This is a genomic window from Nocardia sp. NPDC050435, assembly GCF_040655395.1.
Taxonomy (GTDB): domain Bacteria; phylum Actinomycetota; class Actinomycetes; order Mycobacteriales; family Mycobacteriaceae; genus Nocardia.
Genome location: NZ_JBFAJW010000003.1, coordinates 266,923 through 291,682, shown reverse-complemented (window position 1 = coordinate 291,682; position 24,760 = coordinate 266,923). Strand labels below are relative to the sequence as shown.

Sequence of the window (24,760 nt, the reverse complement as noted above, 5' to 3'; positions counted from 1 at the left end):
CCCATTTTCGCTGCGTTGTCAAGACCGGATTTCTGCTATCTGCGGGAGCGCGGACGGTGTGCTCACCCCGGCGGGATGAGCACACCTCCGGCCTCAGTGGCGCAGCGCGCGGGCGAGGAAATCCCGGATCAGGGCGGCGATTTCCGGTCCGTGTGTCTCCAGCGCGAAGTGGCCCGCGTCCAGCAGATGCAGTTCGGCGTCGGGCAGATCCCGCAGGAACGCCCGCGCACCGTCGGGACCGAAGATCTCGTCGTGCTCGCCCCAGGCGATCAGGGTGGGCGGGCGGTGCTCGGCGAAGTACTTCTGGAAGTCGGGGTAGCCGTCCAGGTTGACCTTGTAGTCGGCGAACAGGTCCAGCTGGATCTCCTTGTTGCCCGGCCGATCCAGGAAGTGCTGGTCCAGGGTCCAGGTGTCGGGGCTGACCAGCGCCAGCCGGTCGGCCGGAACACCGTGCGTGTACTGCCATTTCGTGGCGTCGAGGTCGAGCAGCTTGCGCACCTCCGGTTCGTGCGCGGCGCGATCGGCGGCGTGGGCGAACAACGTCTCCCAGAACGGCGTGAAGCCCTCGAGGTAGGCGTTGCCGCTCTGGGTGATCAGCGCGGTCACCCGGTCGGGGTTGCGGGAGGCGATGCGCAGGCCGATGGGGGCACCGTAATCCTGGATGTAGAGGGCGAAGCGGTCGACGCCGAGGGTGTCCAGCAGGGCCAGCGTGATCTCGGTGAGCTTCTCGAAGGTGTACTCGAAGGCGTGCGCGGAGGGCATCGCCGACTGGCCGAAGCCGATGTGGTCCGGTGCGATCAGGTGGTAGTCGTCGGCCAGCGCGGGCAGCAGGTTGCGGAACATCGCGGAGCTGGTCGGAAAGCCGTGCAGCAGAACAAGTGTCGGCTTGCCCGGGTCACCGGCCTCACGGTAGAAGACCGGCAGGCCCTGGATCTCGACGGTGTTGTGACGTACTGCGGACATTGAATTTCTCCTCTTCGGAACGGTCGGAGGCCGGACGGCCCCCGACGACATCGACGCCTCGTGGGCTATCGGGCTGGATGGGCGACTCGCCGGGGGCGGTCTCCGGGGTATCGGGGCGGCAGTGCCGCGGTGTCGCGAGCGGGTGCGAGCAGCAGCAGAGCGGCCGCACTGAAGGCCAGTCCGAGCGCGAAATATCCTCGGTAGCTGTCGGTTTGGGAGTGGATCAGAGCCGCGACCGCCAAGCCGGCCGCGGCGGACAGCTGATGGATCACCCAGGCGGGTGCGAGCGTGCGGCCCATGCGCGCCGGATCCAGGCCGCGCGAGAGCACCGCCATCGTCAACGGGATGACCGGGAAGGAGGCGGCCCCGAACAGCACCGCGACCACGCCCAGCGCCGGCGCACCCAGCGGCGAGATCGCCAACCCCAGCGCGGCGATCCGAACCAGATACAGTCCGCGCACCAGGTTTTCGGGTCGGAACCGGCGTTGCAGCCGCACCATGGCGGCCGAGGTCAGCCCGGCGGCCAGCGCAGCCAGCGCGACCAGCCGCCCGGCGTCGACCACCGACCAGCCCTCCTCGACCGCGTGCCTGGGCAGCATCAGGACGACGACGTACAGGGTGGCCGAGTGCAACCCGAACGACAACAGCACGCGGCCTCGCCCGGCAAGCGATTCCGGCTGTCCCGCAACGACTCCGACTACTCGATCCGCCGGCAGGACGGCCCACAGGATGCCCGTGACCGCCAGGCCGAGCGCACCGAACAGGGCATAGGTGGCCCGGACACCGATCGGCTCGAACAGCGCGGTCGCGGCCCACGGCCCGATCAGCTGGCCCAGGTTGATGCCGATGGCGGCGCGGGTCAGCGCGGGCCCCACCCGGTCACCGAGGGCCCGCCCGATCAGCGTGGTGACCGCCAGAGTGGAGGAGGCGGCGAAGCCGAGGCCGCCCAGCAGCATGTAGGCCGCGACGAATTCCCAGGTCGTGCGCACCACGGACAGCACCAGGTAGCTCCCCGAGATCAGCGCCAGCCCGCCGAGGAGCACCGTTCTGGCTCCGACGCGATCCAGCAGCCGCCCCACCACCGGCTGGGCCAGCCCGGTGACCGTGGTGCCCAGAGCGGCCGCGAGTGCCAGCGCGGCGGCGCTGACCCCGTAGGACGCGGCGGTCGGTGCGAAGAACACGCCCATCGAGAAGTTCAGGCCGAACGAGACGGTCATCGCTGCCAGTCCCGCCCAGGCGAGATGTTCGCGGCGCATGGTCACCGACCTGCGATCTGAGCGGTGAGCGGCAGGCCGATGGCGGGCTCGACGAGGTGGCCGTCCAGGTCGAGCCGTTTCAGTACACGGAAGGCGAGCACCTCGCGTTCGGCCGCCGCGGTCCGCTGGACCCGTCGCCGCGCGAGTTGCGCACGCGCGGAGGCAAATCGGGTCGGTGCGATGCCCAGGATGGCCACCGGCTCGGCCCGTGACGGCGACACCTCGGCGAACGCGCGCTTCGCCTGCGGCAGCGCGGGGAACTTGTAGCTGGTCATGGTGGGTCCTTGTCGAGTTCGGTCTCCGAACGGCCGAGTCGACTAACCGTTCATAGATTGATGAACGGTTATAGATGTGAAAGGTATTCCCGCTTCGGAAAAGTCGTGCCGGAATGTGTGCCCGACTCGGCGCGCCTGTGGAATCTATGGCCGCCGCGCCGTCCGGGGGTCGGACTGCGGACGCCAGCGCGCGGACCGAATACGCCAGCGCCCGATATGCTCCGGCAGCGAGAGAAGGCACGGTGCCGACTCAGCTGATCCGGCTGATTACACGGCAGCGCTGCACACGGACGTCGCACCCGCGGAATTCGCCCACCTGCGCGGGTTTGATCCCGCGGCGATGAGCGACGACCTGATCCGGGTGCTGCTCGAAACCCCGTTCCGGATCTGGGAATTGATCGAGGCGCAGGCAGGACCCGAAGCGGGCCTGCGGGTCAGCGCGGCCGCCGCGCTGGGCAGCCTGCATGTGTGGGGACTACCTGTTCACGACGGGCAGCACGCTGCGCGAGGGTCTACGAGCGGCCTCGGACTTCCACGCCACCATCACCGACCCCACCGTCGGCCTGCGCGTCCCCGACGACGACCGGCTGCTCACTGTCCGCTACACCGGGATCGAACCCGAGCCACGCTCGGCGCTACCAACGAATTCGCAATGGCGCTGCTGCTGCGCTGCATCCGCGAGGCGACCGGCAGCCCGATCACGCCTGTCCGAGACCGGTTCGGGCACCCGTCGCGCGGACGCTAGCGCCACCTCGTCGACACCAGCAGCATCGATTTCGGCGCGCCGCACAGCGAACTCACCTTCCTCGACGGCGCCGACCTGCCCACCGGCTCCGACCCGCAACTCGGGCACCTGATCCGGCGCCATGCCGAACTCACGCTCGGTTCGGCCAAGACCATCCCCGGCCGGCAGGACGCGTTCCGCGCCGCGCTGGCCGACGCCCTGTCACACGACGAGCTCGGTCTCGACGCCGTCGCGCGCCGTCTGGCCATGAGCGCACGCACGCTGCGGCGCCGCCTCGGCGAGCATGGCACCAGCTGGCGGAACGAGGTGGAGGCGGCGCGCCTGGCGAAAGCCACGGCGCTGCTGCGCGATACGGGGCTGCCGGTGAGCTCGGTGGCCACCCGCGTCGGCTACAGCGACGCCCGCGCGCTGCGCCGCGCCTTTCCGCCCTGGACCGGGCACACCCCGGCGCGGTTCCGCGCGCCGGCCCCCGACTGACGCGAAACGGCGTGCGCGACCCTCCGGAGAGGGCCGCGCACGCCGTGGCGAATCGCAGCGGTCAGCGACCGATGGCGGCGGCCATCACGCGCACCGCCGACACCAGACCGTCGATGAGCTCGCCCTGGCGGAACGAGCTCAGCGCGGCGGTGACGCCGAGCTGGCAGACCCGATCGTTGGCGCGGTCGGCGACCTCGTGGCCGGAGCGCACCTCGATGGCGTTGTCGTTGGGCGAGACGGCGATGAGCACCGAGCGCGCCGCCTCGGGGGTCGCGGGGAAGACCGCGTCCGCGCCGGCCGCCGGGTCGGCGCCGAGATCGCCGACATAGACGTTGAAGCGCACCTTGGTGGCACGGGTGGCGTCGGTGAGCACGTTGTCCATCAGCAGCCGCTCGTGTTCGCTGAACGGCGCCTCGTAGAAAACGTCACCCGCCTCGTGCACGCCGGACACGCGTCCGCTGCTGGTGAGGGCGTACCCGTGCGGTAGATCGGACTCGACCACCGCGGGCCACTTAGAACCTGCCACTTGCCCGACCTCCGATCAGCTCCACGCCGGTGGATTCGATGGCCGCATGGGTGCCATGCGACTCGGTGTGGTGACCGTGCCCGGTCACCTCGTCGGTGGCACTCCACAGCACCGGCGGCTGCGTCCACTTCTGACCGAGGTCGAAGTGGGCCGGCTTCTCACCGGCGAGTGGCTTACCGAGATACGACAATCCGGCGATCGCGGCGTAGATCACCAGCGGAATGCCGACGAAGATCAGCACTGTCTCGAGAATGCTCACGATGCCAACGGTATCCGATGGCGTGTAGTAGTTCAGCTACCACCCGCCGTGTTCATCGTGTTGATCAGCCACGCGGCCGCGTTCCCGGGCAGATGCCCGAGTTCCAGCGGCATGCTGGCCAGGAGGAATTCCCCCGGCGGCAGCGGGACCGGATCGGCGGTGGTGTTCAGGACGCAGGTCAGCCCGCCGGCCCGCCGGAATCGCAGCATCCCGTCCGGGCTGTGCACCCAGTCCAGTACCGAGCCCGCGAATTCGCGCCGCGTATCCCGCAATTCGATCGCCATCCGGTACAGCGACAGGGTGGAGCCCAGGTCCTCGAGCTGCTGCTCGGCGGTCAGCGCCGCCCACTCCGGCGGCATCGGCAGCCACGGTTGCCCACTGGTGAATCCGAACGGTGGCGTGTCGCCCTCCCAGGGCAGCGGCACCCGGCAGCCGTCGCGCCCGCGTTCGGTGTGACCGGAGCGCTCCCACACCGGATCGCGCAGCGCCGCCTCGGGCAGATCGTCCACGTTGGGCAGGCCGAGTTCCGCGCCGTTGTAGAGGAAAACCGCACCCGGCAGGGCCAGTTCGACCAGGATCATGGCGCGCGCCCGGGCCACCCCGACCGCGCCGCCGCCGTAGCGGGTGACCTCGCGCTCGATGTCGTGGTTGGACAGCGTCCAGGTGGGCGACGCGCCGACCGGCGCCACCGCGGCGAGGGAATTCTCGATCGCGTCGCGCACCGCGTCGGCCTCGAAACTCACCTCGGCGAGCCGGAAGTTGAAGGCCAAGTGCAGTTCGTCGGGTCGCACGTATTCGCCGAAGAGGGTGTTGTCGTCGACCCAGACCTCGCCGATCGAGACCGCGCGGGGGTACTCCCCCAGCACCCGGCGGAAGCGGCGGTGGATCTCGTGCACGCCGGGATTGTTGAACCGCGGATCTCTGCTGTCGTGGGTGAGCAGTCTCGACGCGCCCAGCTCCTGCATATCCGGCAGGTCGGGATCCTTGGCCATGCCGTGCGCGACATCGATGCGGAACCCGTCCACCCCCCGATCCAGCCAGAAGCGCAGGGTCCGGTCGAAATCCGCGGCGACCTCCGGGTTGTCCCAGTTCAGGTCGGGTTGCTCGGGCGCGAAGAGGTGCAGGTACCACTGGCCGGGCCGGCCGTCCGCCCCCGGCACCCGGGTCCAGGCCGGACCGCCGAAGATGCTGGGCCAGTTGTTCGGCGGCTCGGCGCCGTCGGGCCCGCGGCCGTCGCGGAAGTGGTAGCGCTCGCGTTCGGGACTGCCGGGCGGGGCCGCCAAAGCCGCTGTGAACCAGGGGTGTTCGCTGCTGGTGTGGTTCGGCACCAGGTCCATCGTGACCTTGATCCGGCGGGCGTGCGCCTCCGCGATCAGGATGTCCATCGCCTCGATTCCGCCGAAGAGCGGATCGATGTCGCGCGGATCGGACACGTCGTAGCCGCCGTCGGCCATCGGCGAGCGCATCACCGGGCAGATCCACAGCGCATCGATGCCGAGCAGTTCCAGATAGCCCAGCTTCGCCCGCACGCCGGCCAGATCGCCGACACCGTCACCGTTCGCGTCCGCGAAGGAACGGGGATAGACCTGGTAGAAAACGGCCGAGCGCCACCATGGCTGGGCTTCGCGATGCGAATCGGTCACCCGGCCATCGTGCCAAAACTATGCGGCGAAAACGGCGTGGCGGCGCGGCGCGGCATTCACCACTGACTGTTGATCAGCGAATTCGCGGCCATTTCCATGTAGTCCAGCAGTTGCTTGCGATGCGCGTCGTCGAGGATTTCCGGCTCGATTTCCGCGACGCCGATTCGCATGCAGCGCAGCCAGGCGTCGCGCTCCACCGGACCGATCGTGAACGGCATGTGCCGCATGCGCAGGCGCGGATGGCCGCGCTCGTCGGAATAGGTGCGCGGGCCGCCCCAGTACTGCTCCAGGAACATGCGCAGCCGCCGCTCGGCCGGGCCCAGATCCTGTTCGGGGTAGAGCGGGCGCAGGACCTCGTCGGCGGCGACCTCGCGATAGAACGCGGCCACGATCCGGTGGAAGGTCTGCTCCCCGCCGACCGCCTCGTAGAACGATGTCGCTTGCTCGCCGGAAGTCATCAGGCCCTTTCGATTCGCGTTATCGTGCCGCACCCATTGTGCCCGCTGCCGCGGAGTGCGCCACAGCCGGTGGACCTCCCCTGATAGCGGGTCGGCGGCACTTCAGCAGCAGTTAACCCAACATTGTGCGAAATCACCGTGCAAACAGCCGGTTTCCATGGTCATATTGGGCGTATGAAACAACGGCACGGCCGCTCGCACGAGGCCCGGACGCACCGACAACTCCAGCCCGCCGACGTCCACAATCGTGGCTCGGGGGCTACTCCGCTGCATATCTTGTCCGACCACCATCCGGGCGCTGTTCACCGCTCCGGTGAGGTTCATCACGGCCATCACCTCACCGCTGTTCCCACCGAGGCCGTCAACTGGTTGAAGCGCCGGGTGCTGCTGCTGAACGCCACCTACGAGCCGCTCACCGCTCTGTCCGCGCGCCGCGCGGTCGTCCTCCTGATCTGCGACAAAGCCGACGCCGTGCACCACAGCGCCGAAGGTCCGGTCGTGCATTCCGCCGAAGCCGCCGTCGCGGTCCCCTCGGTGATCCGCCTGCGCAACTACGTGCACGTCCCCTATCGCGCCCGGGTACCGATGACGCGCGCCGCGCTCATGCACCGCGACCGCTACCGCTGCGGTTACTGCGGCGGCAAAGCCGAGACCATCGATCACGTCATCCCGCGCAGCCGCGGCGGCGAGCACTCGTGGGAGAACTGCGTCGCCAGCTGCGCGCCCTGCAACCATCGCAAAGCCGACAAGCTGCTCAGCGAACTGGGCTGGACGCTGCGTTCGCCGCTGGTCTCGCCGAAGGGGCCGCACTGGCGGCTGCTGTCGACCTCCACCGAGCTCGATCCGCTCTGGCTGCAGTACCTCGGCGAGGGTGCGGCCTAGGACGAGTACTCGTTGACCAGCGTCGCCCAGGTGCCCGGTTCGAGGGCTTCGAAGACGTGCGGTGCGTCACCGGGGTAGCAGATGTAGTCACCGGGGCCGAGTTCCACGGGGGCGTCGACCGGGCCGACGAGCGCCCGGCCGCTGGCGAGCAGGACGTGCTCGGTGCAGCCCGGCATATGCGGTTCCGAACGCCGGGCGTGGCCGGGTTCGGCGGTGATCCGGAACAGATCACGCCGGCTGTTCGGCGGGCTCACCGCGAGCAGGGTGGCGCTGTAGTCGGCGTGCTCGGCCGCCAGGCGCGGGCCCTCGCCCGCGCGGATCACCAGCACGTTCGGGCGCGGCGGATCCAGCAGCCGGGAGAACGGCATGTTGAGGGCCACGCACAGCGCCCACAGCGTTTCGATGCTCGGGTTACCGCTTCCCGATTCCAGTTGCGACAGTGTGGATTTCGCGATACCGGCGCGGTTGGCCACCTCGGTGAGCGAGAGGCCGGCGCGGGCGCGCTCACGGCGCAGCGACTCGGCGATCACCGCCTGGGGCGGCCCCGCCATGGGTTCGTCCTGCACCATTTCCTGCTCCCGTTCCGGTCGGAACGCTGAGCTTACCCAGCCGCGTCGGGGCATCGGATCGGCCGATCGGGCCCGTGTTGACTTATCCACCCCTCGGCGTTCACCATAAACAACATGCGTTCGATATGGCGAACACTCGGCCGGGATACAGCCTCCGGCATCGGGGCCGTGCTGCTGGCGGTCTGGGTCATCGGGCTGTCCTACGGCGCCACCGCGATCAGCTCGGGCTTCCCGCTCTGGCTGCCGGTGGTGCTGAGCTTCGCCGTGCTCGCGGGCGGTGCGGAGTTCCTGTTCCTCGGGATCATCGCCGGAGGCGGGAGCCCGATCGCGGCGGTGCTGGCCGGGCTGGTCGTCAACGCGCGGCACCTGCCCTACGGACTGTCGGTCCCCGAGGACGTGGTCGGCACCGGCTGGCGGCGGGCGCTGGGCGTGCACGTGATGAACGACGAGTCGGTCGCGCTGGCGCTGGCCGAATCCGAGAGCACGCGCAAGCGGATCGTGTACTGGGTGTGCGGACTCGGCGTGCTGCTGGCCTGGCCCGGCGGCGCGGTCATGGGCGCGCTGATCGGCTCGGTGGTGCCCGACACCACCGCGCTCGGCCTCGACGCGGTCTTCCCGGCGGTGCTGCTGGCGTTGGTGGTGCCCGCGCTGCGGGACCGCACGACGCTGGGCGCGGTGTGCGTGGGTGTCGCGGTCGCGATGGCGACCGCGCCGTTCCTGCCCGCGGGAATGCCGGTGCTGGTGGCGCTTTCGGGCGTTCTGTGGGCGGCGTTCCGCACCCGAGGGGAAAAGAGCCCCCTCGCACCGAGCGCTACCGCAGCTCCGGGCACTCCAGCAGCGCCCGCCGCAGATAGCGACACCTCCGCACCGAACGCCGCAGCAGGTTCGGGCACGACGGACGGCAACCCGGCCGATGACGGCAGCGTTTCGGAAGTGGTTGCGCCGAAACAGCTTTCCGGAGTGGCGTCATGATGCTCGTCGCCGGAATCATCGCCCTCGCGGTCGGCACCTACGCCATCCGCTGGGCCGGGCCCGCCCTGCGCAGCCGAATCCAGTTCCCGGACCGCGCGAAACGACTCCTCGAAGTCGGGGCGACGGTGCTGCTCGCCGCTCTGGTCGCGGTCGAGACGCTACCGTTCACGGAAGGCCATGTCGGCGCGGCGCTTCCGGCCGGAGTCCTGGTCGCCGGGGTGCTGGCGTGGCGCAGATACCCCCTGCTGCTGGTGATCCTGGCCGCCGCCGCCACCACCGCCGGGCTGCGCGCGTTCGGCGTGGCGTAGTTCCAGGTGCCGCAGGCGCTACCCGGGCCGGCTAGTTCGGGAACAGCGGGATCGCGCCCGCACGCCGCCGGGCCACCGAGCCGTAGCGCGCGTCGATCCGCAGCCAGGTCGCGGTCGCGCGGACACGGACGATCTCGGTCGGGGGCACCCGCCGGGACTCGGCCTTCTCCCCCGAGTGCGGGATGAAATCCATTGCGGTGAGGGCGAAGACGACGCGCATCGGCACCTCCACCTCGATGCCGTGCCCGGACACCGTCAGCACCGTCTGGTCCAGCAGTGCCGCGGGCGGTCCGTGCGCGCTGCCGTGTTCCCTGGCCACTTCCGCGCCGCGCTCGGCGAGCTCGAGCAGAGTGCGGGCGGGGACGTCGTCCACGTGACCGAAGCCGTCGGTCGGCGGGAGCGCGCCGCGCCAGGCCGAATCCAGGGAATAGCCGAGATCGACCGGGCTGCCGGTGGGCAGGCCCGCCAGCACCAGATCCGCGCCGACGGTGACGTCGTCGACGCCGAGTTCGGCGACCACGGTGCGCACCGCCAGCGCCTCGAAACCGGTTGCGACCCAGGCCGATACCAGCGTCGCGTCGCGTCGGCGCAGGCGGACCACAGCCGCCGGATCCAAGCGGACCGCCCGGGACAGGAACGTGGCGAGATTCTCCCGCTCGGCGGGATCGGCGACGTGCAACACGCGCTGCTCCATCGACGCTACCCGGTCACATCCACTCGGACAGGTACTCGCGCTCACCGTCGGTGAGGCGGCGCAACCGCTGGGTCTTGATGTCGAAGGCGGCGAGCTGAGTGGAGGCGGTCACCGCCGCCGGCGCGTCCAGTGCCGCACCCGCCGCGCGCACCTCGTAGGCGACGGTGAAATCCACCGCGCGCAGTTGCTCGATCCACATGGCGATGTCGAGCGGGGTGTCCTCGTGCCGCAGCTGCCCGCGGTAGCGCACGTGCAGATCGGCCAGCACGCAGCCCTCCCGCAGCGCGACGGTGGGGCGCCCGTCGTCGAACAGCCACGGAATCCGCGCCTCCTCCAGCAGCGTCACCATGCGAGCGTGGTTGACGTGCTGGAACGCGTCCATATCCGACCAGCGGATCTCCACCTTGGCGTGGAAACGCTTGGGTAGCAGTACGGTCGCACCGGGCTGCCGCCCGCTGCCGTTCACCGAACTCGTCACCGTGATACCTCCGATTGGTCGCCCGCCGCACTCGCCCTGCTTCGCTGCCGTCGGCGATCCGACGAGATCGTGGACATACTCCCCGCAACCGGGGATCGATCTCGCCCCCAGTATCGCAACCGCTGCCGGGTCCGGCGGGTCGGCCCCCGGATCCGCGGGCTAGGGGCGGGGCCAGCTCGAGGCGAGATAGTCGTGGAAACGGGCGGCGGGCGGGGCGAGCGGGTGGTCGGTCCGCCAGGTGAGACCGACGGTGCGGCGGGCGGCGGGTGTGGTGAGCGGCAGGCCGATGGTGCCGGAGGCGCCCGCGAACTGCTCGGGCAGGATCGCCACGCCGAGACCCGCCGCGACCAGCCCCTCGATGGTGGCGAGATCGGCGCTTTCGAAGGAGATCTTCGGAACCACGCCGGCCTCGGCGAACAGGCTGTCGAGCAGGGTGCGGTAGCCGAAACCGACCGGGGTGGTGACGAATTCGTCGGCGGCGAGCTCGGCCAGCGCGACCCGCGAGCGCTCTCGCAGGCGATGCGCGGGCGGGACGACCAGGACCAGCCGTTCGCGGTGCAGCGGCAGCCAGCCGAAGCCGCCGGGCTCGCGCCACGAGGTCACCGCGAGTTCCACCGCGCCCGATCGCAGATCGCGCAGGATGTGATGGTGCGGTTCCTGGCTGAGCAGCACCCGCACCCCCGGGGCGTGCTCGTGGAAGCCGCGCAGCAGCCGGGGCACCAGCGAGGTCGCCATGGAATCCAGGAAGGCCAGGCGGACCACGCCGCTGTCCGGGTTCAGCCGCCCGGCCAGTTCGACGGTCAGTTGCTCGTAGCGTCCGATCAGGTCGCGGGCGGCGGCGAGCACCAGCTCACCGTTGGGAGTCGGCCGCACGCCGCTGGACACGCGCTCGAACAGCCGCGTGCCGAGTTCGGTTTCGATGCGGGCCAGGGCGCGCGAGAGGGTGGGCTGGCTGACCCCGAGCATCGCGGCGGTGTCGGTCAGGTGCTGGTGATCGGCGAGGGCGACCAGCCAGTCGAGGTCGCGCAGCTGCATGGGCAGCATCATACGTCCGACGTATGCAGATTCCCTGCTACCGACATTGGACGTATGAGATGCGGCGGCCGAAGATCGTCGGAGTGACTATCGCCGCACCGGACCTGGAACAGCTCGACCTGGGCCACCGGCCGGGCAGTCCCGGCTACCGGCGGGTTCTGGTCGCGCTGTTCGCCGCGGGCATGGCGACCTTCGTCCTGCTCTACGACACCCAGGCCCTGCTGCCCGAGTTCGTCACCGCCTTCGGCGTCTCCCCCGCACAGAGCACCCTGGTCATGTCGGTGACCACCGCCGCGCTGGCGCTCGCGCTGCTGGTCTTCGGTCCGCTGTCCGAGGCCGTCGGCCGCACCCGGCTCATCCACTGCTCGCTGATCTCCTCGGCGGTGATCGCGCTGGCCTGCGCGTTCGCACCGAATTGGGATGCGCTGCTGGCGCTGCGCCTGCTCGCCGGGTTGGCGCTGGCCGGTCTGCCCGCGGTCGCCACCGCCTATCTGCGCGAAGAACTGCATCCCAGCACGCACGCGCGCGCCGCGGGCCTCTATATCGGCGGCACCGCGCTCGGCGGTATGGCGGGACGACTGGTCACCGCGCCGATCGCCGAGACGCTCGGCTGGCGCTGGGCGCTGGTGGCCGCCGCCGGGGTCGCCGTGTTCTGCGCGGCCGTCGTCTGGTTCACCCTGCCGGCCTCCCGGCACTTCGTGCCGCGCCCGGCCCGGCCGCGCAATATCCTGGCGATGGCCCGCGGCGCCCTGGCCGACCCGGCGCTGCTCGCGCTGTACGTGATCGGCGCCTGCTCGGTCGGCGCGCTGGTCGCCGCCTTCAACGCGCTCGGTTTCCGGCTCACCAGCTCCCCGTTCCACCTCGGGGTCGGCGTGGTCAGCCTGGTGTATCTGGTCTACCCGCTCGGCACGATCGGCTCGACGGTGTCCGGCCGCCTCGCCGACCGGCTGGGGCGGCGCGCGATCATGCCGATCGGCAGCGCGCTCGCGCTGGCCGGAATCGGGCTGACGTTGTCGGGGTGGCTGCCGCTGGTGGTCGCCGGGATCGGCGCGCTGACCGTCGGGTTCTTCGTCACGCACGGCCTGGCCAGCGGCTGGGTGGCCGCCCGCGCGCACGCCGGCGGGGCGAGCACCAGCCAGGCGGCGGCGTTCTATCTGTTCGCGTACTACGTCGGCGCGTCGGTGTTCGGAAGTCTCGGCGCGCACGCCTGGACGGCGGCCGGCTGGTCCGGGGTCGCCGCGCTGACGGCGGGGCTGTTCCTGGTGGTGGCCGTGCTCGGCCAGGTGCTGCGCCGGATACCGGTGCTGTTGCGCGATCCGAGCTGAAACCGTTGCCCGGCAACCGTATCGGCGGCTCGATCGCGGTTCTACACTGGCGGAGCGGTTTTGCGCGCAGAGTTCGAGAAAGGCTCCGCCATGCGGATTTTCGGGATGCTGTTGTTCGCCCTTCTGATCGGCCCGTTCATCGGCGCGCTGGCGCGGCTGGTGTTACCCGGTAAGCAGAACATTTCCTTCTTCAAGACCTGGGGCCTGGGTTCGCTGGGCGCCTTCATCGGCGGCGTCGTGGCGCTGCTCCTGGGCCTGGATTCCACCAGCGGCATCGACTGGGCGCAGTGGATCCTGCAGATCGTCTGCGCCGCGATCCTGATCGCCGCCGCCAGTCGCAGCAGCTTCGTCCGCCGCTAGCGTTCGAATCACGCGGGCCCCGAACGGAATCGTTCGGGGCCCGCGTCATTCACGGCTGCCTCAGCGCGGTACCTCGGACTGTGCTCCGACACCGCTGACCATGCTGCGCACCTGACGCGCCGCCACCGACAGCGTCGCCAGATCGTGTGTCCCCGACTCGAACAGCTCCGCCAGGGCGGCGCGGGCGCGGCCGAGGCGGGACTGGTTCTTGGATTCCCAGTAGGCGATCTTCTCGTCGGCCGTCTCCTCCGGATCACCCGCGGAGAGCACGTCGAGGGTGAGCGAGCGCAGCGAACCGTACATGTCGTCGCGCAGCGCGAGCCGCGCCAGCGAATGCCAGCGGTCGCCGCGCTCGAGATGACTCACGGCCTGGAGCAGCCAGTCGATCTTGAGGTGCTCGTTGAGCGCGTAGTACAGCGAGCCGACCTCCTCGCCGCCGCGATCGGTGATGTCGGCGATATCGATGACATCGAGCAGCGGGAACAGGTTGAGCAGGTTGAAGACTTCGTTGGTGAGGTCGTCCGGCGCGCCCCGGCCGAGCAGTTCCTTCGACTGATCGGTGAGCATGGCGACGTGGTGACCGCGCAGCCAGCCCGGCACCTTCGGCGCCAATTCCCGCACGCCCCGGCTGTACCGGTTGATCTCGGCGCCGACCGCGATGGGCTGCGGCCGGTTGCTGAGCAGCCAGCGCGAGGCCCGATCCAGCGTCTTCTTGGTCTCCAGCTCGAGTTCGTCGCGCACCCCGACCGGGGTGTCGCCGGCCCGGATCCGCGCCCACAGGTCGTGCAGATCGAAGATCTCGCTGGCGGCGGCGAACGCGCGCACGGCGTCGGTGGTGCTGGCGCCGATCTCTTCGTTGAGCCGGTGCGCGTAGGTGATGCCGCCGTAGTCGACCGCCTCGTTCACGATCATGGTGGTGAGGATCTCGCGGCGCAGCGGGTGCTTCTTGACGGCGGCGGGGAAACGGACGCGCAGCGGTTCCGGGAAGTACTCCGGCAGCCGGGCGGCGAAGTGCTGCATGTCCGGCAGATCCGAATCCAGTAAATCCGACTTGAGCGAAAGCTTCACGTGCGCCATCAGATTCGCCAGTTCGGGCGAGGCCAGACCGGAGCCCTCGTCCATCCGGCGCTGCATCTCGGCCTCGGAGGGCAGTGCTTCCAGCTCCCGGTCCAGCCCGCGCCGCTGCTCCAGATCATCGATCAGGCGCATGTGCACGTTCAGCATGCGCGCGGCGTTGAACCGTGAGAGACCCATCAGATAGTTCTGGGAGACGTTGTCCTGCAGCACCATCCGCGCCACGTCGTCGGTCATCGAGGCGAGCAGCGGATTGCGTTCGGCCTCGGGCAGCCCGCCGCCACTGACCACGCCGTCCAGCAGCACCTTGATATTGACCTCGTGGTCGGAGCAATCCACACCGGCCGAATTGTCCAGCGCGTCGGTGTTCATCTTGCCGCCGTTGCGGCAGAACTCGATCCGGCCCAGGGCCGTGGCGCCCAGGTTGCCGCCCTCGCCGATCACCCGCACCCGCAGCTGATTGCCGTTGACGCGCACCGGATCGTTGGATTTGTCACCGACTTCGGCGTTGGACTCGGTACTGGCCTTGATGTAGGTGCCGATACCGCCGTTCCAGAGCAGCCCGACCGGCGCGAGCAGGATCGCGCGCACCAGATCCGGCGGCGACAGCGACACCACGTCCGCGCCCAGGCCCAGCGCTTCGCGCGCCTGCGGGCTGATCGGCACCGCCTTCACGGTGCGGTCCCACACGCCGCCGCCCGCGCTGATCAGCGAGGTGTCGTAGTCGGCCCAGGACGAGCGCGGCAGCTCGAACATGCGCTGCCGCTCGGCATAGGAGGTGGCCGCGTCCGGGTTCGGATCCAGGAAGATGTGCCGGTGGTCGAACGCCGCCACCAACCGGATGTGCTCGGAGAGCAGCATGCCGTTGCCGAACACGTCACCGCTCATGTCGCCCACGCCGACCACGGTGAAATCCTGGGTCTGGGTGTCGAGATCCATCTCGCGGAAGTGCCGCTTCACGCTCTCCCACGCGCCCTTGGCGGTGATGCCCATCGCCTTGTGGTCGTAGCCCGCGGAGCCGCCGGAGGCGAACGCGTCGCCGAGCCAGAAACCGTAGCGCTGCGCCACGTCGTTGGCGATGTCGGAGAACGTCGCGGTGCCCTTGTCGGCGGCCACCACCAGGTAGGTGTCGTCGCCGTCACGCCGGATCACCCGCGCCGGCGGCCGCACCTCGTTGGTGGTGCGGTCGACATTGTCGGTGATGTCGAGCAGACCGGAGATGAAGGTGCGATAGCACGCGACGCCCTCCGCGCCCAGCGCCTGCCGGTCCACGCCCGGATCGCCGGTGGCGGGCGGCGGCTGCTTCACCACGAAACCGCCCTTGGCGCCGACCGGCACGATCACCGCGTTCTTCACCGCCTGCGCCTTCACCAGGCCCAGGATCTCGGTGCGGAAATCCTCCAGGCGGTCCGACCAGCGCAGCCCGCCGCGCGCCACCGGCCCGAAACGCAGGTGCACGCCCTCGACCCGCGGCGAGTACACGAAGATCTCGAATTGCGGCTTGGGCTTGGGCAATTCGGCGATCAGCTGCGGCTCGACCTTGATCGACAGGAAATCACGCGGATTGCCTTCGAGATCGGTGACGTAGTAGTTGGTGCGCAGCGTGGCCTTGATCAAGCCGAGGATGGCGCGCAGGATGCGGTCGGCGTCGAGACTGACCACCTCGTCGATGCGGCCGCGCAGCTGGGTTTCCAGTCGCTCGGCGTCGGCCGCGTCGACGGTGTCGGGATCGAAGCGGGCCGCGAACAGGTCGACGAACAGGCGCGCCACATCCGGGTAGGTGAGCAGGACACGGCAGATATTGGCCTGGCTGTACGGGAAACCCGCCTGCTGCAGATACTTCGCGTAGGTGCGCAGGATCGACACCGCCCGCCAAGGCAGGCGGGCGCGCAGCACCAGTTCGTTCAGGCCGTCGGCCTCGGCGCGGCCGAACCAGACCGCCTCGAAGGCGTCGGTGAAACGCTCCCGCAGCCCGCGCACCTCGGCCTCCAGCGCGTCCGCGCGGGCCGAGACCTCCAGTAGTTCGGCGTCCAGATCGCGATCCAGCGAGCTGCGCAGCAGTTCGGGCCGGGCGACCAGGCCGAAATCGTAGATCCAGCGCTCGATGTTCGGGGCGGCCGGGCGATCGATGAGGATCTGGTACGGACGCTCGTCGACCACCTCGACACCGAGGCTCTGCAGCACCGGCAGCACCTGGCTCAGCGAGATGCCGCTGCCGCCGATGTAGAGACCGAAGCGCCAGGATCCGGGCTCCGAATCCGCCTTCCGGTACAGGTGCTGATCGATGCGGCCCTCGGAGAGCCGTTCCAGCCGGACGATGTCGCCGAGCGCGTGCCGCGGGGTGAAATCCTGCTTGTAGCCCTCCGGGAAGGCGGCCGCATAGCGTTGCACCACACCCGGGTCCAGCACGGCGGAGTCGCTGACCTCGTCGTTGAGATGGTCGTCCCAGGTGTGGCTGGCCGCGGCGAGCAGACGCTGGATGCGCAGCCGGTTCGGCTCGGAGGTGTCGGCCAGGGTGCGTGCCTCGCGCGGCGTGCCGGAATCGGAATCCGGCATCCGCACCGTGAAATAGACGCTCGCGAGCTCGCTTTCGCTGACCCGCGCGGAGTAATCGATGGAGACGCCGCCGAGCTCGCGGACCAGGATGTCCTGCATCTCCAGGCGCACCCGGGTGGTGTAGCGGTCACGCGGGAGATAGACCAGGCAGGCGACGAAACGGCCGTAGCTGTCCTCGCGCATGAACAGGCGCACCTGCCGGCGCAGGCTCACATTGAGCACCGCCACCGCGGTCCGGCGCATGGTCTGGATGTCGGAGGAGAACAGTTCGGTGCGCGGGAACGACTGGATGACCTCGAGCATCGCCTGGCCGGAGAACGAATCCAGATCGAAGCCGCTGTCCTCGATCACCGCGCGCACCCGGCGCTCGATCACCGGGATGTCGAGCACGTTCTCGTGCACCGCGGTGACGGTGAAGACACCGATGAACAGATGCTCGCCGACGACGTTGCCGTGCTCGTCCCAATCGGCGACGCCGATGAAGTACGGGTAGACCGAGCGGTGCACGGTGGCCGGCACCAGGCCCTGGGTCAGCATCAGCAGCGGGCGTGCGCCGCCGTTGACCGGGACCCGGAAATCGGTGCCGACATCCGGGCGCAGCACGCCGAGGCAGGTGCCGGGCAACGGGTTCGACGTGGTCAGGCCCTCCTCGGTGGTGGCGAGGCGGTACTGCGCGAAGCCGAGCACGGTGAAGTTGCCGCTGGCCAGCCAGCGCAGCAGGTTCGCGGTGTCGACCAGGTCGGCCGAGTCGAACGGGGAGCCACCGGAGGCGGCGGCCTGCTCCAGATCGTCGGCCAGCTTGCTCTGCACCGCCTGGATGGCGTCGGTGTCGCCGATGACTTGGCGGACGTCGGCCACGACATCGGGCATCGCCTGCTCGATCCGGTCGAGCACTTCCCGGCTGGTGGAGGGGTGCAACTGGAGGTGCATCCAGGATTCGCGCAGTATTCCGCCGTTGCTGCGATCGACCTCGTGCGGCGCGGCCGTGAGCAGCCGGCCGTTGTCGTCGCGTGTGACCTCGAAGATCGGGTGGATGACCTCGCTGACGCTGACGCCCATCCGGCTCAGCGACGAGGTGATGGACTCCACGAGCAAGGCCATGTCATCGGTCACCAGCTGCACGGCCGCGCCGACCCCCGACGCGTCGTCGGGGTGGTAGACCCGGACCAGCGCCCGGCCCTTGGGCCGGGTCATCGCCAATTCCAGGTGCCGCTGGAAGATCTGGGTGAAACCGTTGACCGCACAGTCCACATCGCCCGCGTCGACGTGGCGGAAGTACGCCTCCTCGAGTGTCCCGAGCGCATCTCGCAGCGACTCCGGCAGGCTCGCGGACCAGGCCGCAGCCTCCGTTCGCTCCAGATGCCGCCCGCCATTGGACAATTCGGACGAGACCGTCATAATTTTTCGCCAACTCCTCGGATTCGGTTCCGCAACAAAGTGACGCCGGTCCGAGAGTAGCTGTGCGATACACGCAAGGGGGTGAAATCCCTTCTAAACACAGGGTGTTCACCACTGCCGTAGTGGTAGCCGCCGACTTGCCAACGTCGAAACCGCTGGCCCAGCACTGATCGGACCGACACCCTCAGGTGGACGCGATCACGGCGTGTTTCACCCACTGCTCGGACTGCGCCTGCGCATGCACGGTGCCCACAGTAGCGAGAGTTGCGGCACCGTGTCGGCCGACCAAAGATCCTTCGGCGCTCCTGGGGCGCGGCGCCTCGAAGCCGCAGGTCCTTCGGTCAGATGGCACTTTTGTGACACCTTCGGCGGAAATCGCGCGTTCGACAGCATGTTCGGACCCGGAACGCCGAACGGCGAGGCGATGCGCTGAATACGCTCGCCCCGCCGTCCGGTGGATCGGAAGGTGACCCCTGGCTCAGTCGCGGGTCAGCTTGCGGTGCGTAACCCGGTGCGGGCGTGCCGCTTCGGGACCGAGGCGCTCGATCTTGTTGGCCTCGTACGCTTCGAAGTTGCCTTCGAACCAGAACCACTTGGCGTCGTTGTCCGAATCGCCCTCCCACGCCAGGATGTGGGTGCAGGTGCGATCCAGGAACCAGCGGTCGTGGGAGATGACCACGGCGCAGCCGGGGAACTGCTCGAGCGCGTTCTCCAGCGAGCCCAGGGTTTCCACGTCCAGGTCGTTGGTCGGCTCGTCGAGCAGGATCAGGTTTCCGCCCTGCTTGAGCGTCAGCGCCAGGTTCAGGCGGTTGCGCTCACCACCGGAGAGCACGCCCGCCGGCTTCTGCTGATCCGGGCCCTTGAAGCCGAACGCGCTCACGTAGGCGCGCGACGGCATCTCCTGGTTGCCGACCTCGATGAAATCCAGCCCGTCGGAGACGACCTGCCAGACGTTCTTCTTCGGGTCGATGCCGCCGCGGTTCTGGTCGACGTAGCTCAGCCGGACCGTCTCGCCGACCTTCACCTCGCCGCTGTCCGGCGACTCCAGGCCGACGATGGTCTTGAACAGCGTGGTCTTGCCGACGCCGTTGGGGCCGATCACGCCGACGATGCCGTTGCGCGGCAGGGTGAACGAGAGATCCTTGATCAGCTGGCGGTCGCCGAAGCCCTTGTCCAGGTTCTTCACCTCGACCACGACATTGCCCAGGCGCGGGCCCGCCGGAATCTGGATCTCCTCGAAATCCAACTTCCGGTGCTTCTCGGCCTCGGCCGCCATCTCCTCGTAGCGACCCAGGCGCGCCTTGTTCTTGGCCTGCCGGGCCTTGGCGCCCGAGCGCACCCAGGCGAGCTCGTCCTTGAGGCGCTTCTGCAGCTTCTGGTCCTTCTTGCCCTGCACCGCCAGGCGCTCGGCCTTCTTCTCCAGGTAGGTGGAGTAGTTGCCCTCGTAGGGGTAGGCGCGGCCGCGGTCCAGCTCGAGGATCCATTCCGCGACGTTGTCGAGGAAGTACCGGTCGTGGGTGACGGCCAGCACGGCGCCCGGGTAGGAGGCCAGGTGCTGCTCCAGCCAGAGCACGCTCTCGGCGTCGAGGTGGTTGGTCGGCTCGTCGAGCAGCAGCAGATCGGGCTTGCTCAGCAGCAGCTTGCACAGCGCGACACGGCGGCGCTCACCACCGGAGAGGTTGGTGACCTGCGCGTCCGGCGGCGGGCAGCGCAGCGCGTCCATGGCCTGCTCGAGCTGGGAGTCGACATCCCAGGCGTCGGCGTGATCCAGGTACTCCTGGAGCTTGCCCATCTCCTCCATGAGCTCGTCGGAGTAGTCGGTGGCCATCAGCTCGGCGATCTCGTTGAAGCGATCCAGCTTCACCTTGACCTCGCCGAGCCCCTCCTCGACATTGCCGCGAACGGTCTTCTCCTCGTTCAGCGGCGGCTCCTGCTGCAGGATGCCGACCGTGGCGCCGTTCGCGAGGAAGGCCTCACCGTTGTTCGGCTGGTCCAATCCGGCCATGATCTTCAGCACGCTGGATTTACCGGCGCCGTTCGGGCCGACGACGCCGATCTTGGCGCCGGGAAGGAAGTTCAGGTAGACGTCGTCGAGCACGACTTTGTCGCCGTGCGCCTTACGAACTTTCTTCATCGTGTAAATGAACTCAGCCATATACGCAAGCCTATCGGTCTAGGGGTGGGTGAAGCGAAGCCAAGGGGGGATGGCCGGCGGCGGGGCCGCGGGTGGGTGAGCACGTGGGGCGCGGATCACGCGTCGACCGGCTGGGTCTCGGCGCGGTCGGAGGAAGCGCTCTGCACGGTCGTCGCGTCCCCCTGGTCCTCGCCGACCCTTGTGCGTTCTTCAGCGCTCGATCCTAGGCAAGTATTCCGCATCAGGCTCGCGGGGGCCGAGGCGGACCCGTACTCGGAGTTGCGCGTCACCACCGTGGTGCAGCGCGAGAGGTCGGGGCCGACGGCGTAGGCGCGCAATTCCAGCTCGCGCCGGTCGGTGCCGTCTTTGGCGCGGTACTCCACGGTGCGCCACTGGCCGTGCGCGATCACCGGGTCACCGCAGCGCAGCGAGGCGGCGACGTCGTGGGCGAGGCGGCGCCAGCACGTCACCGTGATGAACAGGGTGCCGCTGTCCACCCACTCCCCCGCCGCGTCGCGCCGGCGCGAGGTGCTGCCGAGCCGGAAGGTGACCATGGGTTCCCCGCTGGGCAGCGCCCGCCGCACCGGCGCGGTGACGACGTTGCCGATGATGGTGCCGGTGGTCTCGTACATGGTTACGCCCCTTCGGATCTCGGCCCGGGCAGGCGCCCCGGGAGCTCGCGGCCCCCGCTGTGAGGGCTCCTCCAGCCTGCGCGCCGCCGGCCCGGACCGGAGCTCCCCGAGCCGATTTGGGGACAACTCTCCCGAGTGTGGAGATCCCTCACTTCACAGCATGTGACCAGGGCTTTCGCAGTTCGCCGTCCGGGCGTCCGCTCCGGTGCAGGACTACGATGCGCCCGCTCAGTTGAGGTCGAGATCGGTGTTCGCGCCGCAGAGCACGACCACCGGCCGCTCCCCCGGCCCCGGCACGTACGCGCCGCTCTGCACCGCGGCGAACGCGGTGGCCCCGGAGAATTCGACCACGATGCGGAACTCCCGCCACAGGTAGTCGCGCGCGGTGACGACGGCCTCGTCAGTGACCAGCAGCGAGGGCACGCCGTAGCGGCGCGCCACGTCGAGCGCGATATCGCCGATCCGGGTGGCGCCCAGCACCTGCGCGCCCCGTCCGGTGGCGCGCACCTCCACCGGCCGGTTCGCCGTCAGCGCCGCGTGCAGCGCCGGGACGCCCTCGGGTTCCACGCCGATCACCGGCTGTCTGCGCCCGAAGGCCGCCGCCAGCCCGGCGACCAGTCCGCCGCCGCCGACCGCCGCCAGCACCGGCGGACGCCCGCGCACCTGCTCCTCCAGCTCCAGCCCGATCACACCGGCCCCGGCGACCACCGCGGGCAGGTCGTAGGCGTGCAGTTGCAGCGCCCGGCGTTCCAGGGCGAGTTCCCGGGCGAAACGGTGCGCTTCGGCGTAAGTCGTTCCGTGCCACAGCACCTCGGCGCCGTAGGACCACATGGCCGCGACCTTGGTGTGCGGCGCCGACTCCGGGACCACCACCGTGCAGCCCTTGCCCAGCTGCGCCGCCGCCAGCGCCGCGGCGATCCCGGCGTTGCCGCCGGAGGCGATCACCACGTGCTCGGCCGACTTCCCCGACTCCAGCAGGGCGTTCAGACTGCCGCGCACCTTGAACGTCCCGCCGTGCTGCAGGTATTCGAGCTTCAAGGTCACCGGCACCGGCCCGTTCGGCCCGGGCACCGAGGTGTGGAACACCGGTGTCTTGCGCACCCGCCCGGTCAGCCTGCGCCGTGCCGAGCGCACATCGGACCGGGACACCCGCCCCGCTGTCTCACTCTCCCCCACGCGATCCTCGGACAACCCGCGATCGGTCACGCGCACCCGCTCACTCGCGCACCCCGCGGTCGCGCTTGGCCAGCTCGGCGTACATCGCGTTGTGCGCGGCGAGGTCGGCGTCGTGGTCGCGCTCGGCGGCCCGGTCGGTGCGCTTGGCCAGGCGCGCGTCGCTGCGCGACCACTGGATCAGCAGGGCCAGCATGACCACCACCAGCGGCACCTCGCCGCTGGCCCAGGCCACGCTGCCGCCGGTGCGCTGGTCGTCGAGCAGGTCGACGTTCCAGCCGAGGCCGAGGCTGCGGAAGAACCAGCCGCCCATGACCGTGGTCATGCTCATCAGCGCCACGCCGAAGAACGCGTGGAAGGGCAGCGAACCGAAGACCATGCCCAGCTTGGTCAGCGGCTCGACCCGGCGCGGTTTCGGATCGATGCCGATCACCACCCAGTAGAAGAGATATCCGCTGAGCAGGAAGTGCAGGTTCATCAGCAGGTGCGCGGCGTGCGAGTCGACCACCGAGTCGTAGATGCCGCCCATGTACAGCGCGTAGAAGCCGCCGACGAAGATGACCGAGGCGACGATCGGGTGGGTGAGGAACCGCGACACCGGATTGTGCACCGCCGCCAGGATCCATTCGCGCGGCCCGGGAGCGCCGGTCTTCCCGGCGGCGGGCAGGGCGCGCAACGCCAGGGTGACCGCGCCGCCGAGCGCGAACAGGATCGGCGCGAGCATGGACAGCGCCATGTGCTGCACCATGTGCACGCTGAACATCGCGGGCGAGTAGCGGCCCACCCCAGAGGACGTGGCCAGCAGCAGCACCGCGCAGCCCGCCAGCCACGCGATGGTCCGGCCGACCGGCCAGGCGTCACCGCGCGAACGCAAGCGGCGCACACCCATCAGATACACCACCGCCGCCACGAGGGCCAGCGTGCCGAAGATCAGGTCGAAGCGCCAGTCGAAGAGCAACCGGCCCAGCGTCGGCGGCCCCGCGAGGTTGTAGCCGATCTCCACCTCGGCCGGGGTCGGCACCGTGGCCGGCGCCGGTGGCGGCGTGCGGCCCAGCCCGACCGCCAGGCCGATGGTGGCCGCGAAGATCAGCGCCTCGACACCGCCGAAGCGGATCAGCGCGCCCCGGTCCTTCGGATCGGCGGCCAGGGCGGGTAGCGCGGCGCGGCGCTGCAGGTAGCCGATGCCACCGAGCACGATCAGCGCGACGGCCTTGGCCACGACCAGCCGGCCGTAGGTGCTGCCGAACAGTTCCGGCCAGGACACCCGGATCACCGAGTTGATCACGCCGCTGGCCGCGATGACGACGAACGCGATGGTCGCGACCAGCGAGAACCGGCGGGCCGCGAGCGCCGTGTGCGCGCCGCCGCGCATCGCGTAGGCCAGCACCGCGAACAGCCCGCCGACCCAGACCGCGCAGGCGATCAGGTGCAGGATCAGGCTGTTGGTCGCCAGGTCGTGGGCGCCGCCGGAGGACGAGTGCCCGGTCAGCGCCAGCGGCATCATGGTGACGAGGGCGCCGCCGAACAGCACCGGCGCCCAGCCCCAGCGCAGGGCCAGCCGGCAGCCGACCGCGACCAGCAGCGCGAGCACCACCGTGGTCCGCCAGGCCTGCGCCAGATCCACCAAACCGATGGCGCGCCAGAGCTGTTCGGGGCGCCAAACCTGGTCGAGGGTCTGCCCGGTGGTGTCCGACACGGTCAGCGGGACCAGCAGCGCGGCGCAGCAGGCCCACAGCAGGGCGAAATTCGAGGCGCGGCGCACCGCGCGGTAGCCGCCGACGTCCAGCAATCCGTTGGCTTGCGGCGGGGTCAGGAACGCGGCGAACAGCAGCGAGCCGACGGTCAGCGCGGCGAGCAGGTCCGCCAGCGCGCGGATGGCGGGCAGGCCGTATGTTGTCAGCGGACCCGGGTCGGGGATGCCGAGCAGACTCAGGGCCTGGGCCGCGGAAAGTCCTACGACCAGCGCGGCGACGACCGCGGCGATCGCGATCGAGATCGCGGTGACCACGGCGAAAGTTCCCGATGCACCCGGCCCGGCGGAGTCCGATCCCTCTGCTTCGGCGTGCGGGTCCAGCGGTGACGACATACGACTGAGCGTAGTTCGAGGCTTAATGCGTGGCCCGGCCGGGTTTGGGCCGATAACCTGTTCTTGGACCGGCACCGGTCCGACACGGCAAGAATTGTTTCCGTCGCTAAGAAGTACCGATCTGGACGGTCGCTATACTTGCCCTGCCGCTAGACAGCACGGCCAAACTCGGCCATGGTGGAAACCCACTGCCTCCGTAGCTCAGTTGGATAGAGCAAGGGCCTTCTAATCCCTAGGTCGCAGGTTCGATTCCTGCCGGGGGCGCTCCACCCCCTCTGGCCTGGCACATCGCCAGGCCAGAGGGCGATTACCCGTCCAGTTCCGCGCTGAAACACCAAGGAACTTCCCCGCGGGCACGCGCCGCGCGGGTATAGCCAGCTGGCAAACTTCCCGCTACAGGCGGCAGTTCGTTTCGCGGTGCCCCCGTGGGGTACAGCAGGTAGGTGGAGGCCCGGGGCTTTCACCGGAGCCGAGGAGGTGCT

Annotated in this window: 23 protein-coding genes and 1 tRNA gene; 7 read left to right on the top strand and 17 right to left on the bottom strand. The window is 69.6% G+C overall.

Translation table 11 applies throughout. From position 1 onward, the window contains the following. Nucleotides 1-93 precede the first annotated feature (93 nt). The 4 genes from AB0I43_RS09795 to AB0I43_RS09780 all read right to left on the bottom strand — a co-directional run bounded on the left by AB0I43_RS09795 (nt 94) and on the right by AB0I43_RS09780 (nt 3,362). Entirely contained in the window at nt 94-963 is an 870-nt protein-coding gene (locus AB0I43_RS09795; RefSeq protein ID WP_356971142.1) for an alpha/beta hydrolase, read from the bottom strand. Nucleotides 964-1,028: 65 nt separating this feature from the next. After that, entirely contained in the window at nt 1,029-2,219 is a 1,191-nt protein-coding gene (locus tag AB0I43_RS09790; RefSeq protein WP_356971144.1) for an MFS transporter, read from the bottom strand. Nucleotides 2,220-2,221: 2 nt separating this feature from the next. Beyond that, a complete protein-coding gene (locus AB0I43_RS09785) occupies nt 2,222-2,494 on the bottom strand; it encodes a hypothetical protein (RefSeq protein ID WP_356971146.1) in 273 nt (90 codons plus the stop codon). A gap of 601 nt (nt 2,495-3,095) precedes the next feature. Next, nucleotides 3,096-3,362: a hypothetical protein gene (locus tag AB0I43_RS09780; protein WP_356971147.1), complete on the bottom strand. Its 267-nt coding sequence runs from the start codon at nt 3,360-3,362 to the stop codon at nt 3,096-3,098. Here AB0I43_RS09780 and AB0I43_RS09775 point away from each other — a divergent pair. Beyond that, nucleotides 3,264-3,716 carry a helix-turn-helix transcriptional regulator gene (locus AB0I43_RS09775; RefSeq protein WP_357431964.1) on the top strand — a complete coding sequence of 151 codons (453 nt, stop codon included), beginning with the start codon at nt 3,264-3,266 and terminating at the stop codon, nt 3,714-3,716. The two genes, AB0I43_RS09780 and AB0I43_RS09775, sit on opposite strands and share 99 nt — an antisense overlap. Nucleotides 3,717-3,777: 61 nt before the next feature. On the opposite strand, the gene AB0I43_RS09770 is transcribed toward AB0I43_RS09775, so the two are convergent. From AB0I43_RS09770 to AB0I43_RS09755, 4 genes are read right to left on the bottom strand one after another with little or no spacing between them, the layout of a single operon-like run. Beyond that, a complete protein-coding gene (locus tag AB0I43_RS09770; protein WP_356971149.1) occupies nt 3,778-4,242 on the bottom strand; it encodes a DUF5130 domain-containing protein in 465 nt (154 codons plus the stop codon). Next, a complete protein-coding gene (locus AB0I43_RS09765; RefSeq protein ID WP_194819016.1) occupies nt 4,229-4,501 on the bottom strand; it encodes a hypothetical protein in 273 nt (90 codons plus the stop codon). The genes AB0I43_RS09770 and AB0I43_RS09765 overlap by 14 nt, the downstream gene beginning before the upstream one ends. Nucleotides 4,502-4,533: 32 nt before the next feature. Beyond that, a complete protein-coding gene (locus AB0I43_RS09760) occupies nt 4,534-6,144 on the bottom strand; it encodes a glycoside hydrolase family 13 protein (protein ID WP_356971150.1) in 1,611 nt (536 codons plus the stop codon). 56 nt (nt 6,145-6,200) lie between these two features. Next, nucleotides 6,201-6,602 (bottom strand): globin, encoded by a 402-nt coding sequence (locus tag AB0I43_RS09755; RefSeq protein WP_356971151.1) that lies wholly within the window; start codon nt 6,600-6,602, stop codon nt 6,201-6,203. A gap of 174 nt (nt 6,603-6,776) precedes the next feature. Between AB0I43_RS09755 and AB0I43_RS09750 the strand changes: the two genes are divergently transcribed. Then, on the top strand, nt 6,777-7,484 hold the full coding sequence (locus AB0I43_RS09750) for an HNH endonuclease (protein ID WP_356971153.1): 708 nt from the start codon (nt 6,777-6,779) through the stop codon (nt 7,482-7,484). Here AB0I43_RS09750 and AB0I43_RS09745 read toward each other — a convergent pair. After that, complete coding sequence (locus AB0I43_RS09745) at nt 7,481-8,053, bottom strand: XRE family transcriptional regulator (protein ID WP_356971154.1); 573 nt, start codon at nt 8,051-8,053, stop codon at nt 7,481-7,483. The two genes, AB0I43_RS09750 and AB0I43_RS09745, sit on opposite strands and share 4 nt — an antisense overlap. Before the next feature lie 114 nt (nt 8,054-8,167). Between AB0I43_RS09745 and AB0I43_RS09740 the strand changes: the two genes are divergently transcribed. Both AB0I43_RS09740 and AB0I43_RS09735 read left to right on the top strand, forming a co-directional pair. Next, a complete protein-coding gene (locus AB0I43_RS09740) occupies nt 8,168-9,025 on the top strand; it encodes an AzlC family ABC transporter permease (RefSeq protein ID WP_356971155.1) in 858 nt (285 codons plus the stop codon). Further along, a complete protein-coding gene (locus AB0I43_RS09735; RefSeq protein WP_356971156.1) occupies nt 9,022-9,333 on the top strand; it encodes an AzlD domain-containing protein in 312 nt (103 codons plus the stop codon). The genes AB0I43_RS09740 and AB0I43_RS09735 overlap by 4 nt, the downstream gene beginning before the upstream one ends. 31 nt (nt 9,334-9,364) lie before the next feature. Here the strand turns inward: AB0I43_RS09735 and AB0I43_RS09730 are convergent, their stop codons facing one another. The 3 genes from AB0I43_RS09730 to AB0I43_RS09720 form a co-directional block, all read right to left on the bottom strand. Further along, the gene (locus AB0I43_RS09730; protein WP_356971157.1) at nt 9,365-10,027 is read right to left on the bottom strand and encodes a hypothetical protein; all 663 of its coding nucleotides are present in this window, start codon (nt 10,025-10,027) and stop codon (nt 9,365-9,367) included. Nucleotides 10,028-10,040: 13 nt separating this feature from the next. Then, nucleotides 10,041-10,457: a thioesterase family protein gene (locus AB0I43_RS09725; protein ID WP_356971443.1), complete on the bottom strand. Its 417-nt coding sequence runs from the start codon at nt 10,455-10,457 to the stop codon at nt 10,041-10,043. 207 nt (nt 10,458-10,664) lie between these two features. Further along, nucleotides 10,665-11,540 carry a LysR family transcriptional regulator gene (locus tag AB0I43_RS09720; protein WP_356971158.1) on the bottom strand — a complete coding sequence of 292 codons (876 nt, stop codon included), beginning with the start codon at nt 11,538-11,540 and terminating at the stop codon, nt 10,665-10,667. A gap of 83 nt (nt 11,541-11,623) precedes the next feature. Between AB0I43_RS09720 and AB0I43_RS09715 the strand changes: the two genes are divergently transcribed. Next, nucleotides 11,624-12,865, top strand: coding sequence for an MFS transporter (locus AB0I43_RS09715; protein ID WP_356971159.1), 1,242 nt, complete (start codon nt 11,624-11,626; stop codon nt 12,863-12,865). Between the two features lie 90 nt (nt 12,866-12,955). Then, complete coding sequence (locus tag AB0I43_RS09710; protein ID WP_356971160.1) at nt 12,956-13,225, top strand: GlsB/YeaQ/YmgE family stress response membrane protein; 270 nt, start codon at nt 12,956-12,958, stop codon at nt 13,223-13,225. Nucleotides 13,226-13,285: 60 nt separating this feature from the next. Here AB0I43_RS09710 and AB0I43_RS09705 read toward each other — a convergent pair whose 3' ends face one another. From AB0I43_RS09705 to AB0I43_RS09685, 5 genes are all read right to left on the bottom strand, one after another. Further along, nucleotides 13,286-18,253, bottom strand: coding sequence for an NAD-glutamate dehydrogenase (locus AB0I43_RS09705; protein WP_356971161.1), 4,968 nt, complete (start codon nt 18,251-18,253; stop codon nt 13,286-13,288). Nucleotides 18,254-18,731: 478 nt separating this feature from the next. Next, complete coding sequence (gene ettA / locus AB0I43_RS09700) at nt 18,732-20,408, bottom strand: energy-dependent translational throttle protein EttA (RefSeq protein ID WP_356971163.1); 1,677 nt, start codon at nt 20,406-20,408, stop codon at nt 18,732-18,734. Nucleotides 20,409-20,503: 95 nt separating this feature from the next. Further along, entirely contained in the window at nt 20,504-21,019 is a 516-nt protein-coding gene (locus AB0I43_RS09695) for a single-stranded DNA-binding protein (RefSeq protein WP_356971165.1), read from the bottom strand. Between the two features lie 228 nt (nt 21,020-21,247). Next, complete coding sequence (locus tag AB0I43_RS09690; protein WP_357431683.1) at nt 21,248-22,195, bottom strand: threonine/serine dehydratase; 948 nt, start codon at nt 22,193-22,195, stop codon at nt 21,248-21,250. Between the two features lie 40 nt (nt 22,196-22,235). Continuing rightward, nucleotides 22,236-24,278 (bottom strand): cytochrome c oxidase assembly protein, encoded by a 2,043-nt coding sequence (locus tag AB0I43_RS09685; protein ID WP_356971167.1) that lies wholly within the window; start codon nt 24,276-24,278, stop codon nt 22,236-22,238. A 190-nt stretch (nt 24,279-24,468) separates the two neighbouring features. On the opposite strand from AB0I43_RS09685, the gene AB0I43_RS09680 reads away from it, so the two are divergent. Further along, nucleotides 24,469-24,542, top strand: a tRNA-Arg gene (locus tag AB0I43_RS09680). Nucleotides 24,543-24,760 lie beyond the last annotated feature (218 nt).

Bases quoted from the DNA above. Each gene is read 5' to 3' on its own strand.
- AB0I43_RS09695 (WP_356971165.1), bottom strand. From the start codon at position 21,019: ATGTACGAGACCACCGGCACCATCATCGGCAACGTCGTCACCGCGCCG.
- AB0I43_RS09750 (WP_356971153.1), top strand. From the start codon at position 6,777: ATGAAACAACGGCACGGCCGCTCGCACGAGGCCCGGACGCACCGACAA.
- AB0I43_RS09745 (WP_356971154.1), bottom strand. From the start codon at position 8,053: ATGGTGCAGGACGAACCCATGGCGGGGCCGCCCCAGGCGGTGATCGCC.
- AB0I43_RS09785 (WP_356971146.1), bottom strand. From the start codon at position 2,494: ATGACCAGCTACAAGTTCCCCGCGCTGCCGCAGGCGAAGCGCGCGTTC.
- AB0I43_RS09720 (WP_356971158.1), bottom strand. From the start codon at position 11,540: ATGCAGCTGCGCGACCTCGACTGGCTGGTCGCCCTCGCCGATCACCAG.
- AB0I43_RS09795 (WP_356971142.1), bottom strand. From the start codon at position 963: ATGTCCGCAGTACGTCACAACACCGTCGAGATCCAGGGCCTGCCGGTC.
- AB0I43_RS09790 (WP_356971144.1), bottom strand. From the start codon at position 2,219: ATGCGCCGCGAACATCTCGCCTGGGCGGGACTGGCAGCGATGACCGTC.
- AB0I43_RS09705 (WP_356971161.1), bottom strand. From the start codon at position 18,253: ATGACGGTCTCGTCCGAATTGTCCAATGGCGGGCGGCATCTGGAGCGA.
- AB0I43_RS09735 (WP_356971156.1), top strand. From the start codon at position 9,022: ATGATGCTCGTCGCCGGAATCATCGCCCTCGCGGTCGGCACCTACGCC.
- AB0I43_RS09730 (WP_356971157.1), bottom strand. From the start codon at position 10,027: ATGGAGCAGCGCGTGTTGCACGTCGCCGATCCCGCCGAGCGGGAGAAT.
- AB0I43_RS09740 (WP_356971155.1), top strand. From the start codon at position 8,168: ATGCGTTCGATATGGCGAACACTCGGCCGGGATACAGCCTCCGGCATC.
- AB0I43_RS09685 (WP_356971167.1), bottom strand. From the start codon at position 24,278: ATGTCGTCACCGCTGGACCCGCACGCCGAAGCAGAGGGATCGGACTCC.
- AB0I43_RS09755 (WP_356971151.1), bottom strand. From the start codon at position 6,602: ATGACTTCCGGCGAGCAAGCGACATCGTTCTACGAGGCGGTCGGCGGG.
- AB0I43_RS09780 (WP_356971147.1), bottom strand. From the start codon at position 3,362: ATGGCGCCGGATCAGGTGCCCGAGTTGCGGGTCGGAGCCGGTGGGCAG.
- AB0I43_RS09710 (WP_356971160.1), top strand. From the start codon at position 12,956: ATGCGGATTTTCGGGATGCTGTTGTTCGCCCTTCTGATCGGCCCGTTC.
- ettA (WP_356971163.1), bottom strand. From the start codon at position 20,408: ATGGCTGAGTTCATTTACACGATGAAGAAAGTTCGTAAGGCGCACGGC.